General features: G+C 37.5%; 18 protein-coding genes and 1 pseudogene (1 of these 19 only partly in view). 3 read left to right on the top strand and 16 right to left on the bottom strand.

What is annotated here, in order from left to right:
* A protein-coding gene (locus WDJ61_RS01335) for a YafY family protein (RefSeq protein ID WP_338752704.1) crosses the window boundary here: on the bottom strand, window positions 1-801 show its 5' portion. The gene continues 168 nt to the left of window position 1, outside the view; only the first 801 of its 969 coding nucleotides appear in the window; its start codon is at window positions 799-801; its stop codon lies off the left edge, out of view.
* Window positions 802-913: 112 nt separating this feature from the next.
* Between WDJ61_RS01335 and WDJ61_RS01330 the strand changes: the two genes are divergently transcribed.
* A complete protein-coding gene (locus WDJ61_RS01330) occupies window positions 914-1747 on the top strand; it encodes an SDR family NAD(P)-dependent oxidoreductase (protein ID WP_338752703.1) in 834 nt (277 codons plus the stop codon).
* A gap of 91 nt (window positions 1748-1838) precedes the next feature.
* On the opposite strand, the gene WDJ61_RS01325 is transcribed toward WDJ61_RS01330, so the two are convergent.
* The 14 genes and pseudogenes from WDJ61_RS01325 to WDJ61_RS01260 all read right to left on the bottom strand — a co-directional run bounded on the left by WDJ61_RS01325 (window position 1839) and on the right by WDJ61_RS01260 (window position 17011).
* Window positions 1839-2597 (bottom strand): class I SAM-dependent methyltransferase, encoded by a 759-nt coding sequence (locus tag WDJ61_RS01325; RefSeq protein ID WP_338752702.1) that lies wholly within the window; start codon window positions 2595-2597, stop codon window positions 1839-1841.
* 206 nt (window positions 2598-2803) lie between these two features.
* Complete coding sequence (locus tag WDJ61_RS01320) at window positions 2804-4645, bottom strand: ABC transporter permease (protein WP_338752701.1); 1842 nt, start codon at window positions 4643-4645, stop codon at window positions 2804-2806.
* Window positions 4635-5396, bottom strand: coding sequence for an ABC transporter ATP-binding protein (locus WDJ61_RS01315; protein ID WP_338752700.1), 762 nt, complete (start codon window positions 5394-5396; stop codon window positions 4635-4637). Before WDJ61_RS01315 ends, WDJ61_RS01320 begins: the two co-directional genes overlap by 11 nt.
* A gap of 114 nt (window positions 5397-5510) precedes the next feature.
* Complete coding sequence (locus tag WDJ61_RS01310; protein ID WP_338752699.1) at window positions 5511-6506, bottom strand: HAMP domain-containing sensor histidine kinase; 996 nt, start codon at window positions 6504-6506, stop codon at window positions 5511-5513.
* Complete coding sequence (locus tag WDJ61_RS01305; RefSeq protein ID WP_338752698.1) at window positions 6503-7195, bottom strand: response regulator transcription factor; 693 nt, start codon at window positions 7193-7195, stop codon at window positions 6503-6505. Before WDJ61_RS01305 ends, WDJ61_RS01310 begins: the two co-directional genes overlap by 4 nt.
* A 198-nt stretch (window positions 7196-7393) precedes the next feature.
* Window positions 7394-10033 carry a cation-translocating P-type ATPase gene (locus tag WDJ61_RS01300; RefSeq protein WP_338752697.1) on the bottom strand — a complete coding sequence of 880 codons (2640 nt, stop codon included), beginning with the start codon at window positions 10031-10033 and terminating at the stop codon, window positions 7394-7396.
* A gap of 215 nt (window positions 10034-10248) precedes the next feature.
* Window positions 10249-11244, bottom strand: a complete 996-nt coding sequence (locus WDJ61_RS01295) for an HAAS signaling domain-containing protein (RefSeq protein WP_338752696.1) — start codon at window positions 11242-11244, stop codon at window positions 10249-10251.
* Window positions 11231-11578, bottom strand: coding sequence for a PadR family transcriptional regulator (locus tag WDJ61_RS01290; protein WP_338752695.1), 348 nt, complete (start codon window positions 11576-11578; stop codon window positions 11231-11233). Before WDJ61_RS01290 ends, WDJ61_RS01295 begins: the two co-directional genes overlap by 14 nt.
* A 152-nt stretch (window positions 11579-11730) precedes the next feature.
* Window positions 11731-12912 carry a multidrug effflux MFS transporter gene (locus tag WDJ61_RS01285; RefSeq protein ID WP_338752694.1) on the bottom strand — a complete coding sequence of 394 codons (1182 nt, stop codon included), beginning with the start codon at window positions 12910-12912 and terminating at the stop codon, window positions 11731-11733.
* A gap of 279 nt (window positions 12913-13191) precedes the next feature.
* Window positions 13192-13263, bottom strand: a pseudogene (locus tag WDJ61_RS01280) (aspartate racemase); the annotation flags it as partial.
* Window positions 13264-13335: 72 nt separating this feature from the next.
* A complete protein-coding gene (locus WDJ61_RS01275) occupies window positions 13336-14214 on the bottom strand; it encodes a DMT family transporter (protein ID WP_338752693.1) in 879 nt (292 codons plus the stop codon).
* A 61-nt stretch (window positions 14215-14275) separates the two neighbouring features.
* The gene (locus WDJ61_RS01270; protein ID WP_338752692.1) at window positions 14276-15088 is read right to left on the bottom strand and encodes a TrmB family transcriptional regulator; all 813 of its coding nucleotides are present in this window, start codon (window positions 15086-15088) and stop codon (window positions 14276-14278) included.
* 447 nt (window positions 15089-15535) lie between these two features.
* Entirely contained in the window at window positions 15536-16582 is a 1047-nt protein-coding gene (locus WDJ61_RS01265; protein ID WP_338752691.1) for a beta-carotene 15,15'-monooxygenase, read from the bottom strand.
* 3 nt (window positions 16583-16585) lie between these two features.
* Window positions 16586-17011 carry a MarR family winged helix-turn-helix transcriptional regulator gene (locus WDJ61_RS01260; RefSeq protein WP_338752690.1) on the bottom strand — a complete coding sequence of 142 codons (426 nt, stop codon included), beginning with the start codon at window positions 17009-17011 and terminating at the stop codon, window positions 16586-16588.
* Window positions 17012-17218: 207 nt separating this feature from the next.
* On the opposite strand from WDJ61_RS01260, the gene WDJ61_RS01255 reads away from it, so the two are divergent.
* Window positions 17219-17935 carry a GntR family transcriptional regulator gene (locus WDJ61_RS01255; protein WP_338752689.1) on the top strand — a complete coding sequence of 239 codons (717 nt, stop codon included), beginning with the start codon at window positions 17219-17221 and terminating at the stop codon, window positions 17933-17935.
* Window positions 17925-18557, top strand: a complete 633-nt coding sequence (locus tag WDJ61_RS01250; protein WP_338752688.1) for a sterol desaturase family protein — start codon at window positions 17925-17927, stop codon at window positions 18555-18557. Before WDJ61_RS01255 ends, WDJ61_RS01250 begins: the two co-directional genes overlap by 11 nt.
* 84 nt (window positions 18558-18641) lie before the next feature.
* On the opposite strand, the gene WDJ61_RS01245 is transcribed toward WDJ61_RS01250, so the two are convergent.
* Window positions 18642-19196, bottom strand: coding sequence for an XRE family transcriptional regulator (locus tag WDJ61_RS01245; RefSeq protein WP_338752687.1), 555 nt, complete (start codon window positions 19194-19196; stop codon window positions 18642-18644).
* Window positions 19197-19236 lie beyond the last annotated feature (40 nt).

Genomic DNA, 19236 nt, shown 5'->3' with positions numbered 1-19236 from the left:
GTTTTCACTTTCACCCTCTTCCATTTGAACAAAACGGTTCGTGAATTTCAATCTCGGTAAGATGGCAGGGGCCACTTCTACCCATACTTCATAATTCGGTAAGCTTTCTATAAAGCCCTTCGTTGAAGATCTCCAATATTGGGCAAGGTCGAAATCTTTTGGTCTTTCAAATGTTTCATTAATAAGTTCAGCGAAAGTAATCCGTGAAGCCCGGTAGTTTCGGATTTCATCATTGTCTTTAGCAGCAATAAAATACCAGCGACTTCCCTTAGCCACAAGTCCTAGTGGCTTTACAATTCGGCTATTCGTTATTCCATCTGCCCGTTGATATTCGATTTTTAATTTATTTTCTTTCCATATGGCATTTTTAAGAACATCGAAGGTCACCATTTTTTCTTTTCGCTCTCTCCATGTACTCGTGTCAATATGAATACGATTCCATACATCATTTACATGTTCACGATAAATAGAAGGAAGTGACGCCATAAGTTTATTCCTAGCTTCTTCAGATGTATGAGCTAAACCTAGATCCTCTAGCAATTGAGCAGAAGGAGAAACAAACAAAGCTCGTATTTCAGCTTCTTTCAACCCCGTCAAATTTGTCTGATAACCTTCTAGCAATGACCAGCCACCTTTTTTTCCCCGCTCTGCAAAAACAGGGATTCCACTTCCGCTTAAGGCTTCCATATCTCGATAAATGGTACGCTCGGAAACCTCTAACCTCTCTGATAATTCTTTCGCCGTCATTTGACCTTGTGATTGTAGTAATAGAAGAATAGATATTAGCCGATCCGCTCTCATCCCACTCACCTTTTTTATTGATTTATTACTTCAATTGAATAAAACATGACATAGGTTGTCAAGAATTCTCCTGTATGATAAAGACATCTTACGCAAGAAAGGATGAATAGAAATGAAACCATTAATGGGAAAGGTCGCTCTTGTAACAGGAGGAAGCCGAGGAGCTGGGCGTGCGATTGCCATCGAATTAGGAAAAGCTGGAGCGACAGTTTATGTCACAGGACGGAGCATTAAAGGGGATTCCACTAATAATTGGCCTGGAACAATTGACGATACAGTTTCACAAATTGAAGCTTCTGGTGGGACAGGGGTAGCCATTCGGTGTGATCATACGAACGATTCAGAAACAGAAGCCATCATCAACCAAATTCGTATGGAGCAAGGAAAATTAGATATCTTGATTAATAATGTGTGGGGTGCGCATGATCTTGGCGTGGAATATAAACCTTTTGAGGAATTGCCATTAGCACATTGGGATACGATGTTCACTGCTGGTGTGCGTGCTCAATTGGCCACAAATCACTTTGCCATTCCACTGCTTCGTGAGAGTAAACAAGCCCTCATCATCCACACGACATTTTGGGACGAAAACAAATACACTGGACAATTTTATTACGATTTAGCCAAAAACGCCTTAATTCGCATGGCTTATGGGTTGTCTATCGAATTACAACAAGACGCTATCGCTGTTCTTGCCGTTTCACCCGGTTTTATGAGAACAGAGCTTGTCTTAAAATACCATGAGGCAGATGAAAAAAACTGGCAAGAAGCCGAAGATTTGAGCCAAACAGAAACACCTCATTATTTAGGACGTGGCATAACTGCATTAGCTAGTGATCCCAATGTGATGGAGAAAAGCGGAAAAGTGCTTAAAGTCGGTGATTTAGCTAAAGAATATCAGTTTACCGACATAGACGGACGTTATATTCCACCATTTTCAATCTAGCGATATAATAATAAGAAGAACTGAGTGAGAAAACCACACTCAGTTCTTCTGACAGTACCTCAACTTCTCTATTATATACCAGCTTTACTTATCACTTTCGTACAGCTTCAAATGTAATAACCTGAGTGTCCTTTGATGGCTGCTTCTTATATTGATAATCAGCAGAGCAAGTGATATCAGCGAAACCGATACTTTCTAATAGGAGTTTAAATTCCTCGATTCCATACCATCGCATGGCAAACCTTTGTAATTCCGTTTCAATCAACTTCCCTTTTCGCCATTTCTCATACTTTAAATAAGATAAGGTATACTGATCGACCCAGTTCATTTCTATTGATTTATCTTCTAAAGTAATCCCGTCTCCATTAGGTAAGGAAAAAGTGGATGTCTTCGTTTCCCCTATTCGCCAATGCTGCGGTAATAGAAGATCAACGATTAAACGGCCCCCTGGAACCAAATGTTGATAGAAACAGCGTAAAGCATCTAAAGAGTCTTGTCGTCTTTCAATCAAGCAAAAGGAACCCGTCGGTATAACAATAGCTTCATATGTTGAAGACAAGGAAAAACTTTGTAAGTAACCTTCATATAAATAGGGATTCAACCCTCTTTCTTCGCAGCGCTGCCGACACGAACGAAGCATTTCAGGTGAGTAATCAATTCCATCTACCATATAGCCATGCTCCAGTAACGGAATTAAAAAACGGCCTGAACCAGATGCTGCTTCAAGTATTTTTCCTTTCGTTCCTTTTAATCTTTCTAAATAATATTCAATATCCCCACAAACAGAATGCCCTACAGGTTTTGTTAAATCATAAATCTCCGTGCTAAGTGCACCATAATAGCTAAACATATCGTTTCCTCCATTTTATATACGGAAGAATTTCTTTTAAACGTTACCCCTTCCGCACCTCATATTGGTTAAATGTATAGAAAGAACTGACTTTCATATCAATCACTCACTTTCAATAAAATATAGTCACGGAAAAGTCTTCGAATAAAGAAAACTATTCATTTATCCCGCATTAACGGGTTGTAAGACCCCCACTGATTGAAGTTTCACTTTATAATTTTTTTCAAATAGCTTCGTCGCATGATGAAAAAGCTTATTACAAATAGTAGCAGAAATATACCCACGCCCATCGCTGTTAATTGGTAAAATGATGGTGAAATGTGACGACGCAGACCGATCATCGTTCCAAATAAGATCAGAGATGTAAAAGTAAATGGGACAAAAATCAACATTCCCAATTCTTTTGTCACAACGGAAGATATTTCGGACACCGAAAGACCAATTTTTCGTATCCCAGCATATTTCTCTTTTTCCTCTTCAAGTGACGTTTGTAGGTAGAAATAAAGAATACTCATTGCCGCACTCAAGAAGATTAGGCTTAACATAAAGCCGATAAAGAAGATGATACTCTTTGTCTGCTTCTCAGCATTGTATAAACTAATTTTAGAAGAAATTAAATGTTCATCTTGTTCGATTAGAATTTGGGATTCAATCACCTCTGTTGTATCAAGCTTTTCTGTCCAATTTTCTACCTCATAAGCAAACACTTTATATACAGGATAATCGATTGTTTCATAAATCCCATCTGGAACAATATAGAACACACTTTGGAAACCTGTCGTTAACATGTTTTGCGTCTCAAGACCTGTATACTGAAGCTTTCCAAACGGGTAATCAAGAATTGCTTCTGTACTTGGCATTATACCTTCATTACCTGCTACAACATGATATTCATTAGCACTTAGGGTAATATCTTTATGAAAACCGAGCGCATTATAATTCGAAACTGACATAAAACCAATTCGACGATCTTCATCTGTTTTAAATGCCGAATGATACGCATCATAGTTACCTGATTCGGCTAACGTCTTTTCAATAAAGGCAATGTCCTTTTGTTCCGTTGAATTATCTGGAAGTGACATATATTGAAAACTATAAGGATACAACTTTTCTGTTTTTTCTTCTACATTGTAATATGAACTATACAGTACGCTTGTACATACAAATACACCTAACAGTAGTATTGTTAATAAATATACGGTATTCGCATGCGAACGTCCTTTAGCTTTGAAATTAGAAATGAAAAGCATATTTGTTTTTCTAAAGTATGATGGCCTCTTTTGCATTACAATAATTGCAAACAGCATTCCTTGTGTAATTATAAAATAAATAGCTGATAGTATGCTGACAAATAGCAAGATGTAATAAAGCATTCCAATGGATTCAATCCAATTCATTTCCATCTTCACTGCGAATAATAATAAGCCACTTACGATTACAGATAGCAATAGTTTCAATGGTGCAGGTGTAATTAGTTTTTCCTGTATTACGTCCGCCTTTAACAGATGAACTGCCTCTTCTTTGTTAATAAAGCGTGTCATAAATTTAGAAACAACAAAAAATAAAATAGTAAATAAGACAATCGTTAATAAGATAGATTGAACAGGTACATACATACCAAAACTATCCGCTTGGAATACTCTTTTAGCTACCATTAAAAACAATGGCGCGATGACAAGCCCTAACGCAATCGCTGTTAGTATCGCTGCACCAGCAATAAGCATATTCTCTCTAAAAACCATCTTACGAACTTGCTTCATAGATGCTCCAGTAATCATAAAGATGCCAAGATTTTTCGCTTTCTTCTTTAAAAAAGCGAATAGAGAATAAATGATAAAGACGAATGAAAAAATGTAAATAATAAGGCTAGCTAACATCATTGTAATACCGAGTGTACTCGATGTATCAACTACTTCCAACATTGGATGAAATGCTACAGTCGAAAATAAAAAAAATACTAAAATAGAGAAAACACTACTTAAAAAGTAAGAAGTGTACGTCCATTTATCGCGTACGATATTTTGAACGACAATATGATTAAAGCTCATGCTGGCCACCACCTAAAAATGTGAGTGTGTCCATAATTTCTTGATAAAACTGCTGTTTGTTTTTACCTCGATGTACTTCATTATAAAGAATGCCGTCTTTTATAAAGATGACGCATTGTGCAAAGCTTGCGACATAAGCATCATGCGTTACCATTAAAATTGCTGTCTTAAAAGTTTTATTAACTGATTCAAACAATTTCATCACGTCATTTACTGATTTAGAATCCAAGTTACCAGTCGGCTCATCAGCTAATAATAAACTGGGTTCATGAATAACAGCTCGTGCAATTGCCACACGCTGCTTCTGCCCACCTGAAATCTCAAATGTACGCTTTTTTAAAATATCTTTAATCCCTAAAAGGTTTGTCACATTTGAAAGGCGTCGCTTCATCTCTTCTTCGCTCACAGAATCAAGAGTTAAGGGTAATAATATATTCTCTTCTACTGTTAATGTATGCACAAGATTAAAGTCTTGAAAAACAAACCCCAGCTCCGTGCGCCGAAATTTCGCAAGTTCATCGTCGTTCAATGCATAGGGATTTTTCGAATTAATGGTAATCGAACCGCTCGTTGGTTGATCAATTGTTGAAATGCAGTTAAGAAAGGTTGTCTTTCCACTTCCCGATGGACCCATTACTGCAACAAACTCATTTTCTTTCAGATGAAAATCAATACCTTTTAATGCTTTATATGTGATTTCTCCCGTATATTCTTTTTGAAGCTGATTTACGTTTAAAAGGGTTGTTGACATCAGCTAATCACTCCTTATACTTTAGTTAACTCAAGTATAAAAAACCTCTCCCCTCTCTAACATCTTTGAACATGACAGCAACATGACGAAATTGTCATATTTAAATAGGCCGCCTTATTCGGCAGCCGATTTCATGCTTTCAGAAAAATCAATTGTAAAAGTGGTTTCATTATGTGCAGAGTGCAACGTGTACGGATGACTAAGGGTCGAGAGAATACGTTTGACTAAATAAAGACCAATCCCAGTCGCTTCTCCCTTTATGCGACCTTTAGATCCTGTGTAAAACAATTCAAACACACGCTTTATTTCACTCTCAGGTATCGTTTCTCCTTTATTTTTGATCAGTAACTGCCCATTTTCATAATCGATCGTCACAGTAGACCCCTTCTCTCCATATTTCACAGCGTTGCTTAATACTTGGTATATAACAACCTTTAACCATTTTCGATCAGAATAAACAACAATGTCTTCTCGTATCATGCTTTTAGGAAATATTTCTTCCTCGATAAAATAATCCTTCAAATCATTGATCACTTCTTGCACCACAGCTTTTAATGGAATTCGTTCTACTTTTAAATCGGCTAATAAGTTAGTAGAACGACTATATATCAGCAGCTGATTTAATGAAAAGTTTAACTTATCGCATTCACGTTTCACCTTTTGCCATTCAACAAGCAGACTCGGGTCCTTCCATTGATTAGACTGTGTGAGTAATTGGATCACAGAAACAGGCGTTTTCATTTGATGAACAGCATGAGAAATCATCACTTGCTGTTCACTTAAAAATTGCTTATACTCCTCGTCCCTTGATAGAAACAAGGACTGTATCGACTGTAATTGTGCAGCATATGCTTTTTCAAATGAAGCCATTGGCTGATAAATCAGCAATTCCTCTGGATGCATACCTTTTCTAGAAATTCCTGCATACATTTTTTTGCGGCGTAAATAGCGAAAACCAAGAAAGAGAACTAGTGATATAAAGGCCAAAAATAAAAAGTATTTATAATGATTTTCAAAGCCATCTAGTCGATGAATCAAAATAGGCAAACTAATAAACGTCATGATATAAAGAAAAATAAAACTGATATGGTCCTTTAAAAACAGCTTCATACAGGTTTCTCCGTTAATTGATAACCAATCCCTCGAATAGTTGCGATTTCTAGCGAAGAATGAGTAGCTTCTAGTTTTTTACGAAGCCTCACGATATTGACAGTAAGAGTATTTTCCTCAACAAATGATTCGTCATCCCAAATAGCTGAAAGCAACTGCTGTCTAGACACAACATTCGGATATGCTTCAAAAAGCATTGTAGAAAGCTGGAGCTCCTTTACCGTCAATTGCTCCTCGCGTTCAGATGTACTTAGCCGCACAGTATCTAAGTTTAATTTTGTGTTCCCTATTTTTAAAATTCGAGCTTGTGAATCTGTTGCATATTCGCCGTATACACGACGAATTTGTCCATTTATTTTCGCCAATACTACGTCTAATAAGAAAGGTTTTGTAATAAAGTCATCGGCTCCATTTTCAATCCCATATACTTGATCAGCCTCACTCATACGGGCAGATAAAATCATAAGAGGACAATTCGAGACTTGCCTTATTTTGCGAGACCAATAATAGCCATCAAAGGCGGGAAGATTAATATCCATGATGACTAGATGAGGTTGAAAATCTTGAAATGTATCCAGTACTCTTTCAAAATCTACTACAATAAGGCAATGATAGCCGTATTTTTCAAGATGTTGTTTTAATGTATTTGCGATATTCATTTCATCTTCAACAATTAATATTTTGTACATTGAATCCTCCTATTTTTACTAACTTTCTACAAAAATTAAGCATAGTATTATTATGAAATTCGTTCAAACTCTTTGCTAATACATGCTTGTTTCAGTCTTTTTGATTTCAATTCCTCCTCTCATTCGATTGGGGATTATTGTATATTAATTAAAAAACCGGCACCAAATAGTAGTGCCGGACATTTTATTTAGAATGTATTACCCTCTCCGATGAGAAAGCACTTTTACGATCTCCATTAGAATAACTGAGCCAAGTGCAAGTCCCGCTGCAATCAGCCAGTCTGTCATGCCGAATTCAGGTGGGATATTAAAAACATCGCGGGCAAATGGTAGAACGGTGATACCATATAGAACAAATCCTAACACAACTGCACCAATGACATATTTATTGCTAAACAGCCCGATCTTTATCGCTGTTTGTGTATTGGAACGAGCGGCAAAGGTTTGCAATGTTCTTGATAAAATCAACGTGGTAAATGCCATAGCGACACCCATCTCATCTGAATGAGATAGACCGATGTAAAAGGAAACAATCACTGCAATCCCGATGAGTATCCCGCGTGTCAATACCGCTTTCATCGTTCCGTCTGCAAATATCCCTTCATCAATGGAGCGCGGCTTTTTTTGCATCACATTCGGCTCTGGTTTTTCCACCCCTAAAGCAATAGCGGGCAGTGAATCATTCACAAGGTTAATGAATAGCAGCTGCAAGGCAGTGAATGGATTAGGCAAATGAAATGCGACAGCGTACAGAATGGCAATAATCGCTCCCAAATTTCCTGCAAACAAATAACTAATGGCCTTCTTAATGTTATCAAACACCGTTCTTCCAACCTGAACAGCATTCACAATCGATACAAAGTTATCATCCGTTAAAATCATCGCAGACGAATCCTTAGCCACGTCCGTGCCGCTTCCCATCGCAATTCCGATATCTGCTTGTTTTAATGCGGGAGCGTCATTGACACCATCACCCGTCATCGCTGTCACGGCATCTTTTTTCTGCCATGCCCGTACGATACGAATTTTATTTTCAGGTGATACACGTGCATAGACAGAGATTTTATCCAGCTTCTGATCTAATTCTGCTTCCGACATCGCATCGAGCTCTTGACCAGTCACGGCAATATCGTTTTCCTCCATTAAGCCAATATCGCGACCAATCGCTTGTGCCGTCGTTTTATGATCACCTGTAATCATAATGGTACGAATACCCGCCTTTTTCGCTTCCTCGATCGAATGATAAACCGCTTCTCGAGGCGGGTCCATCATCGCCGTTAAACCAACTAATACGAGATCATGCTCTTCCTCACGATCAATATCCCTTTTCTCCTCCGGCAGGCTCTTATATCCATAGGCTAAAACCCTTAATGCCTGATTAGAAAAAGCTTCATTCGCCTCCTCAAAGCGTTCCAATAAATCATTCGTCATCGCTTGTTCTTCACCGCCCACTAGGACATAACTAGCACGGTGAAACATCACATCAGGGCCGCCCTTCGTTAACATCATATTTGCCCCATCCATGTTATGTACTGTGGACATTAGCTTTCGATCGGAATCAAATGGGATTTCCGCTACTCGTTGATACACTGCACGTAGCTGCTCATATTCGTGAGCATGCTTATTGGCGAAATTTATCAAAGCAGTCTCAGTCGGATCGCCTATTTCCTGACCATCATTATTGATATAGGAATCATTACAAAGTGCTGCTATATGAACAAGCAACCGCTCAGATTCATTCCAATCATCTGGGTTTTCCGGCAATCGTTCATGTTGATTAAAAGGTAAAAAATAATCCGTAACGGTCATCTTATTTTGTGTGAGCGTCCCTGTTTTATCTGTACAAATAATACGTGTTGACCCTAACGTTTCGACAGCTGGAAGTTTTCGAATAATCGCATGCTGTTTCGCCATTTTATTCGTACCAACAGATAATACAATGGTGACGATCGATTGCAATGCTTCCGGTATTGCCGCAACCGCAATGGCGACAGAAAACATCAGTGCATCCAGCAAGGCCGTTGTCGTATCGGCATCACTTCCGCCAAACCAAATACGGGCAGCTTGTACAGCAAAAATAACGATGCAAAGCAATAGAATACCAACACCAAGCTTTTTACTAAAGTCATTTAATTTTCGTTGCAGCGGTGTTTCTTTTTGCTCAGCAGTTGAAAGCATATCAGCAATTTTTCCGACCTCTGTTTTCTCAGCTGTACCTGTCACGACAAAACTGCCATGTCCGTAAACCACTAACGAGCTGCTAAAGACCATATTACGACGATCACCAAGGGCTGCTTCGCCTTCAATGGCTTCTATTGATTTTTCGACAGCTTCCGATTCACCTGTCAGCATTCCTTCATTTACTTTCAATGATCCGCTTTCTAACACACGCCCATCGGCAGGAACATAATCTCCAGCTTCAAGGAAAACGATATCTCCTTGTACAAGTTCTTTTGCTGCTACTGTTTGTTTTATTCCATTGCGAATCACTTTCGCCTCTGGAGCGGACATATCTCGCAATGCCTCTAAGGAGCTTTCTGCTTTTCTAGTCTGCACAACACTGATCACTGAATTGATGAGCAGAACGAGAAAAATAATAATTGACTCAACGACCTCACCAATTACAATTTGTACACCTGCTGCTACAAGAAGAACGACCACCATCGGATCTTTAAACGTCTCTAAAAACAGCTTCCAAGTAGGAACTTTTTCTTTATCTTCAATTTCATTGTATCCATCCCTCTTGAGACGCAATTCCACTTCCTCATTGGATAGCCCCTGCTCATTGGAATCAATGGCTTCTAGTACGTCCTCTTTGCTACGTTGATAAAATTCCATTTCTCCTCACTCGCTTCTATTCTTATTTGCAATGGATTTTAAACAGCTTCGACAATCAATGCTTCTTGATCTCCAGCAGACTCCTTCCTTTTTACTTTTATATGTATATTTTGCCATACCGGAAATCATATTCCTACTTATACACTCGCTTGCCCCTTAACTGCATAAAAAAAGAGCTGACTGATCAGCTCCTACCCCTTAACATGTACACGTGATCAAATTCTAGCCTTTCGAAAACCATCAAATATAGTAATTGATGCAAATGCTATAAAGATGATAATTCCGCCTTCAACGAACCACATTTCAAATTGCTTAGCGGAGCTGGTAAATAAATCCGCCATATATGTTATAAACTCTTGGTTCATTACATTCGGACTTATTAATATGACAATGAATACAACGGTTGCAATAAACTCATGGACAGCATTGAATATCGCCATTCTTTTCGTCCACTGTCCCTTAATTAATTTATAAACAGCTAATGCGATTTCAAAACCGATCACAACAACAACGATTGGCCAATACCGAAGTAAAACTTCTTGATTGAAAGCTGGGGCCACAAATTTCAGTCCGTCCCCTCCACCTTCATATATACCTAGAAGATGATTCGCATAAAAATACAAGGTAGCCCAAATTGCTGTCCACATCAAGCTTCCAAATACTTCGAACTTCCCAATAACCTTTTTCTTAGGAATGTAAGTGATGTTCTTCAAATCATCTGGTGTCCATTTCGAAAGTGATGTTGTGAGCGGCTGTTGGTCTTGCCTAGTATCCGCGCGTTCGATAATGGCGAATACTATTGTCAACCAAAAGAATGTTTGAACCCCTACTTGAAGGACTTTCCAAATGCCATATCCTAAAATTGACAATACTACTTGAAGGATTGCTTCTTCCCCACCATATCCAACGACAAATTCCGAAATAGTTGCTATCAATGAAATAACAGCAGCAATCGGTAAAACCATTTTCAACAACGTAACATATACATCAAAATAACGTGGCCCTATAAGATGCATGGGCCGATCTCGATATCCACTAGCTAGTGTGACAGGGTTCCCTAACTTCTCAAGAACTAGTTTTACATCTTCTTCGTTGGGTTCATCAGGTAACATATCCTCAATAGTTGACCGTAACTCAAGGGCAATATCCTCACGACTTTTTTCAGGCAGTCTACGAGTCACTTCTTGGATGTAAATCTCAATCAGATTCATCATCTTCATCCCCTTTTAATAAGCTATAAAGCTCTTTCGAATTATCCATCCATTCTTTCTTTAGCTGCTCAAAGATTTCTAAGCCATATTCGCTTAAAACATAATACTTCCGAGGTCTACTCTCAGATGTATCCCAACTACTCGTCACTAATTCCTGTTTTTCTAAGCGTCGAAGCAAAGGATATAACGTACTTTGATCCATAACAATGCCCGATTTCTCCAATAACTGGACAAGTGAATAGCCATACTGAGGTGTTCGCAATTGACTTAAAACAGCTAACGTCAACGTGCCTCTCCTCAGCTCTGTTATTAAAGAATTCAATAAAGTACTCATTCACTCACCTCATTTCTTATTTACTATGTGTCATACAGTATATGTCTTATACTATGCGTCATATACTATTGTTGTTACAACATCAATTGAAATTTTTAAATATGTCAAAAAAAGTGAAGCACCCTTAAGTCAAGGTGCTTCACTCTAATCATTTATTGTTTTAATATAAACTTTTTACTAAATGCCCACATTATCATACTTATTGCCAAGAAATATAACGGCATCGCTAGCAATGAACCATTATGAAGAAGGCTCATTCCTAATGTGATTAGACTAACCAGCAAATAATAGCCTAAACTAAAAATGGCTCCAGCTGTTCCCACCACATCATGAAAATCTACGAGAGCGAGGCTTAAACAGTTAGGTAAAGCAACGCCAGCCCCCATTAACACGATAAAAATAGTGATTAAAATAGCTACAATTAACACTATAGTGGGCAGTGTGGTGAACGTGCTTACCAATGTTAATAATAAAGAGCCAACAGCCATAATAAAACAACCAAGGTGAATAATCTTTTCTGGTTGAAATATGGTTAACAGTCTCTTTGAAATCATTGAACCAATAATAGATGCCAAGGCCACAATGATTCCCAGAAAACCATAGAGTCCCGGAGACAATTGAAAGTGTTCAATAAATATAAAGGGCGCTTCAGCGTAATAACTGAATAAAATCCCGTTTATTCCACCAATCAGCAATCCAAAGACAAGTACTCGTGGTGATGAAACAATTCGTTTAGTCACTGGAAAAATAGCTACTCTTTTTCTAGTCGAAACATTTGTCGTTTCAGGTAGCCTTAAAAAAGCGTAGATAAACAACAACACACTCATCACAACAAGTACAAAGAAAACAGCCCTGAAACCAAGGGCTTGGTCCACCCAACCACCAATAAGTGGTCCAACTGCAGGTGTAAAGGCAATAACAGCCGATATTTGCGCAAACATAGCATGCCTTTTCATTCCTGATACACTCTCACGCAGAATCGTTTGTGTGATGACTGACCCAGTAGCCGCTCCAAAAGCTTGAATGAACCGGCTAACTAGAAGAAAAGTAATAGATTCAGAGTAAAAACACATCAAACTCCCAATCCCATATAAAATTAAACCACCTAACATTGCAGGTCTTCGTCCAATAAAATCAGAAATCCATCCCCAACAAAAAACGCCTAAAGCAAACCCGATAAAATAAATACTTAAGGTTAACTGTACAGAACTATTTGAAGCACCGAGCGCTACAGAAATATCCGGTAGTGACGGTGTATAAATTGTCTCGCTAATTTGTGGAAAAGCCACAAGAACAATCATTAAAAGTAAAGATGGTGCTGCATATTTTTTCAATTTATTTTTGCCCTCCTACAAGCATGATCTATTATTTGAAAAAAAGAATAGACCTAGCTAGGGAAACGGCGGGACCATTATTAATATACGGTTATAGAATGTCATGATTAAATCACCTTACTATGCTTTAAGTAGGAGAGCATATTCTTATTTTTATCATAACACTTTTTCCCTATTCTTCAAAATCGAGTATAAAAATAGAGCCTTGCTACACAAAAAATACAACAAGGCTCTTTAAAGGTGTTAAAAATACTTACTCATTTTTCGAAAGGACTGCCATTCATTAATGATTCGATAATATTCAACTGAAGACTCCAAACTCATTCCACCAATTAATCCAATAGTTTTCATAAATTTCCCTCTTCATCATTTTAGATGGCCGTACTTTGTTTATCCTCTCCGCTTCAACCTTTCCCTAGAATATTACGCCACCTCTAAACCCCTTTCTTTTTTCGGATTATAACTAATCCCTATAAACACTAGTAAAATTCCAAGTAGTTGATACACATCAGGATGGTAGTTCATCATCGTGACATCCAGTAAAATGGCGACAATCGGATCAACAAAGACTAAAACGGCAATAGTTTGGGCCTTTAATTCACGCAAACTGCTGAAAAATAAGTAAAACACCAATCCTGTATGAATAAATCCTGTAATCACGATATACATCCAATTCTCAAAGGTAAGATGCTGAAAATGCGACCAATTCACCAATGGCATTAATAATAAAACACCTAGACTCGTTTGAATAACCGTGGTTAACAATGGGCTGAGTACTTGAATTCCCTTTCCTGCGATAGATGTAAGAGCATAGAAGAAAGCTGCTGCAAAAGCCAACAGAACACCACTGGATAAAAATTCAGCGATGGTGCTATGTTGGTGAATTTCTCCAACTAATAGTGTTCCTAAAAGACAAATAAAGAAAAAGACCAATCCTGTACCTGTTATTTTTTCTTTGAAGATAAATGAACCTAAGAGAAGCACAATAACCGGTGCTAAATGATAGATGGAGACAGCCACAGTAATGGGCAGTACTTCAATAGAACGGAAGAAAAACACCCAATTTATGATAAGAAACACACCACATAGCAAAGCAATCAAATACTCCTGATGCGGGATCACATTTTTTCTCTTCTGTTTTGTTTTAAATGTGTGAAACCCCCATATTGTTCCTAAAAGAATACTTGCACAGAGACAACGCACAAAAACCAATTCAATCGATGGAAGACCAGTTTTTACTGAAAATAGACCGATGGAACCGAATATAGCCATGGAGACAACGAATTTTGTTTTGGCATACATCTTATCCCCCCTAAAGTAGTTATGATTATAACGACTATTGTTTTTTTATAAAAAAACAGCTCTAGACTAAGCTGTTTTTTCCTGTCATTACATGAATTAAGTCTTCTCGTCCCTTCCATAATTCATCTAGCTTTTCAGGACCGAGTGCATTTGTGATTTCTTCCACCATAATGTCGTGCCGAATGTACTCAGTAGCAATAAGAACAAGGGCAGGATCTGTTGACTTCACAGCCCATTCCGAACCTTTATCACTAAACTTAGCAATCAGAGCTTCTTCTTCATCTCGGACAAGGATCGTCAAATATCCGCCCATGCGCTTGCTCACAATGTCGGGTGCCATATAATTGTGATGATACGTGTACCCCAACTCCACATCTTCAGCTCCAAATAAAACAGTAAAAATAGGTATCGATCCTTCTTTTTCTCGAATCACTTTTTCAATATCTTTCACAAGGGGAGACCAAACGGATAACCATATTTCTTTTTTGGCGAATCGAATCATTGAAACCATTTCTTGAACAATATGTTCGTATTGGACAATTCTAGTCACCACATCGATTTTCTGATCACTTTCTAACATTGTTAGAGAAGACTCTAGAAATTCTAATGATGTATTCATTTCTTCTTTCAAGCGAGATAACAGTTGTTTCGGTTCAACAGGTTTATAGACAATAGGATCAGAGGGAACCGTTTGAATGGCTCCTTTATCAAGTAATTTGCCCAGCACCTCATAAATCATTGACCGCGGGACACCAGAACGTTTACTTAATTCATAGCCCGTGATAGCGGGGGATTTCAATAAACCTATGTAAGCCTTACACTCATATTTCGAAAAACCATGCTTTTGCAATTCAGCTATTACTTTATCCTCCATAAACCCTCCACCTTAGTAGTTATTATATTAACTACTATAAACTAACCACATTGAAATATCTATATTTTCAAACAATTTTAACAAGGCGCCAACCATAGCGTATAGTGCGGACTATCTTTCCAATCATTCTCAAAAATAGATACCGTCCCAACACATTGCGCATCAAGGATCGCAACGAATGTGATTGGAAATTGTGATGAATTCGTTATAAATCATACGTGAAACATCGTTAATATACTGCTCATTTTCGCAAAGCAAGTTGATTTTCATTTTTTCTCTTCTCCCCATTTATCGAATAAAAACTTTTACATATAATGTACTTTAAATACTAAGAGCCGACACTATTTTTGAAGTATCGGCTCACGTTTTTAAACAACTTTATTGTCTGTTAATATCATATATAACTATAAAATTTGTCCACTCAAGACTAACGCTGAATTCGATTGTTTAATAATCTAGGTTTTTATTGTCCATTTTATTCAAAATCATTGTTTTAAGCTGGGTTGGGTTGTCAGAGCGAATAGCTATTTTTGCATATTCTTTTTGAATGCCCATAAATAGTGTCACTCTTACAGGCTTCTTCATTTTTAAAATCATATCTGGATAAACTTTCTCAAAGTCTCGTACAATAAAATCAATCGTATCTTTCGGTAACTTACTTTCTAGAATCACTGGATCTTCGATAATACACTCAATATCTTCAAATTGAATTTCTGCACGCTTTAATAATCCAAGAGAGAGAAACATAGATCCCTTATTGATATAAATTGGATTTAATCGAATAGCTTGAATATCCGCTAAGAAAAAAATCACAGAGTAAATATTAAGAACTAATAAGATGATCGAAATAACCATCGCTTTATCATGCAGCCACCAATGAAGACCTAATGTTTCAATAATAATCGCATGAATCATCATAATTTGAAATGCTACGTAACTTGAATTTTTATACAGCGTTATACCTGTAGGTGGCGTCTTTTTCCAACTGAAGAACGCATAATAAAACATCATCGCCTCCGAACAGATCACATGGATAATTGGATTGTTCTTTACATATTGATCAATGGCCTGTGGGAAAGAAAAAATGACTGGTAATGCGCTCATTTTCACCTTTCTTACGATTTTTGGCATGTAACGAACAAATGTCACAATTAATATCAGTTCAAAGGTGATTAATGCTGCCTCTGCAGCCATTCCAGCCCAAGTAATCGCTACAAATGGTTCTAACAGATGATTTGGAATTAGAAATCTAGCTAATATACATCCTGCTGCTGACAAAAGAATCGCTGTTTTTACAGAGAACTTCTTACGATATAACATAAAGAGTAAAGGCAACATAATCACTAAGTCGAATAATGACCCTAATACGACTCCACTTGCTTCTGGTGGGAGAATATCACTTCCCATATTCGTGTGATAGAGCATATAATTGCTGCCTAAAACAATGCAAAACAACAATAACCAAATATACTTTCCTCTTTCAATCACATACATAGACTATTCCCCCTCTACAATCGCATTTAATTTTTCAAGTATACGAGCTAAATGTTTCAAGTCTTCTAAGGGCAGCTGCCCATAAACAGTGCGATTCATTTCATCTTCGAGCATTTGCAATTCTTCAAAATGCCGCTCGCCCTTCGCCGCTAATTTTAAGATGATTTCACGACGATTTTCTTTATTAATACTACGGGTAATATATTCTTTTGTTTCTAATTTATTAAGCATTTGACTAACTGCACTCGTTGAAATATTCAATTGAGCAGCTAACTCATTCGTTGAAGTGACACCTGTCCGGATTAGCTCTAATACTAAAATTTGCTTAACTGTCAGTTGATTATCAATTTTATGCTCAAACCTGCTTGCTAATTGAACGCTTAAGTGATTTTGTAAATCGTTAATTTGTTGAATCAGATCATTTTTCATAATTAAAACACCCCACTTAATAATTAAGTTATCTTAAATATAAAACAAACTAAAATAAAAGTACATACAATATTTCTGCCCTTTTCTTGTTAGGTTGGATATTTGACTGAAAATTCTGATTAATATATACTGGTGGTATTACCACAAGTAATAACTTATAATACCAACAAGTGTCTAAGTATAATGATCATAATGGAGGAGTTGAGTTTGAAGGAAAAGGAACGTTCATCAGATAAAATTGAGAAAAAATTAGTAAAAGCCGTATTGGCAGGCGATTATCCTGTCGGAAGTACGTTGCCCCCTGAACGGGAACTTGCCAAAGAATTTGGCGTTGGGCGCCCGACTGTTCGAGAAGCACTTCAACGATTAGAAAAAGATGGATGGATATCCTGTCGGAAAGGCCACCCTGCGATCATAAATGATTATTGGAGCAGGGGGAATCTAACTACGCTCGTTCATATTATCCAAAATCACGAAGCCGTTACAGATGATTTTATTGTGTATTTATTGGAATTAAGGATTTCTTTAACTCCAACTTATATTCGCGATGCAGTTACTTTTCACCAACCTAAAGTGGTTGCTCTCCTTGCCGATTTAGAACAGCTTGAGGATGATGCCGATTGCTATTCAACATTTGATTGGGAGTTACAAAAAAAATTCGCTGCTCTCTCTCCGAATCCGGTCTATCTGCTAATACTCAATAGCTTTAATTCCTTTTATATACAAATGGCAAAAAGATATTTTTCCATTGATGAGCATAGAAGCTTGTCATTAGAGTTTTACAATGAATTGTTAGCCGTTGCGTTACGAGGAGATGCCGCCGAAGCTGAGAGAATGACAAAGAAGACAATGGAGAAAAGCTTGACCCTTTGGAAAAACAGACAAGAAGCAATGAAGAATGGAGGTATTACTATTGAAATCTAAATATGTAAAAGAATTCTTCTTCTACCCTGACATTTTCATTATGAGTATTTTGTTCTTAGTTAGCCTTGGATTCATGATCCCTCACTTAACGTCTTTATGGACTTGGCTTGCATTTGTGATCGGAATGGTGGCGTATACATTAGTTGAATACATGACACATAGATTTCTTTTTCATATGAAACCGCCAAAGAATACCTTTTTATTGAATTTAATCAAGCGTTTACATTACGACCATCATGCTACACCCAATGATTTGCATCTATTATTTTTGCCTTTATGGTACACATTGCCGAACCTTACGATCGCTGGAGTGGTTGCCTACTTCGTTTCTTCCAGCCTCGTTCTCACGAATGCATTCATCTCTGGTGTGATTATTTTTTTACTATTTTATGAGTGGAAGCATTATATAGCCCACCGCCCAGTTCAGCCGCTTTCCCCTTGGGGACGTTGGATGAAAAAAGTTCATTTATGGCATCACTTTAAAAACGAAAATTACTGGTATGGCGTGACAAATCCAGTATACGATTGGGCTATGGGAACCTTTAAAGAACAAAAGAACGTTGAACAAAGCAAAACAGCTCGAAATCTTGAAAAACAGGATCATCAAAAGATGGAACTATAGTTCATTTCGCTGTTCCTAAGCAAGAAAAAAGAAAACAACGAGAAACGACTACATGTCGGATCTCGTTGTCTTTTTTAGGTTAAGTTAAAGCGGATAATAGATCGTCATACTTAATCGGGCTAATGTTTCACCAGAATTATAATATGTGTGCGGACGATCTGCCTTAAATCTGATGGAATCACCGCTTTTTAGTTTATATTTACATTCATTGACATCAATAGTTATTTCTCCATCAAAAACTGTGATAAATTCCTCGGTTCCTTCTCTATGGGAATCAGAACTGACTACCCCTTCTTTTTCAATCTCAACAGAGTAAATTTTAAAGCGTTTATCTTCTTGGAAAGGAAAGTAGGGATATACTCTATATCTTCCATTGTCCTCGGATATGACTTGAACTTCATTTTTTAAAATGACTGTCGTATCTGGCTGCGGGTTATTGATTAGAGACGTAAAGGAAACCTTTAACCCATTAGCTATTTTCCAAATGGTTGTAAGAGTTGGGCTGGACTCTCCTCTTTCAATTTGCCCTATCATTGTTTTGCTGACCCCGCTTAATTGAGAGACCTTTTCCAAACTTAATTTCTCCTTCTCTCGGATCGCTTTTAAATTTCTTGCTAGAATCAGATGAATTTCCTCCATCAACTCACTCCCTCACCATGTACAATATAACGACTAAGAT

Origin of the sequence: Bacillus sp. FJAT-52991, assembly GCF_037201805.1 — a bacterium.
Lineage (GTDB): Bacteria > Bacillota > Bacilli > Bacillales > Domibacillaceae > Bacillus_CE > Bacillus_CE kandeliae.
Note: the sequence above shows the minus strand (reverse complement) of the source record. Positions and strands in the feature narration are given on the sequence as shown.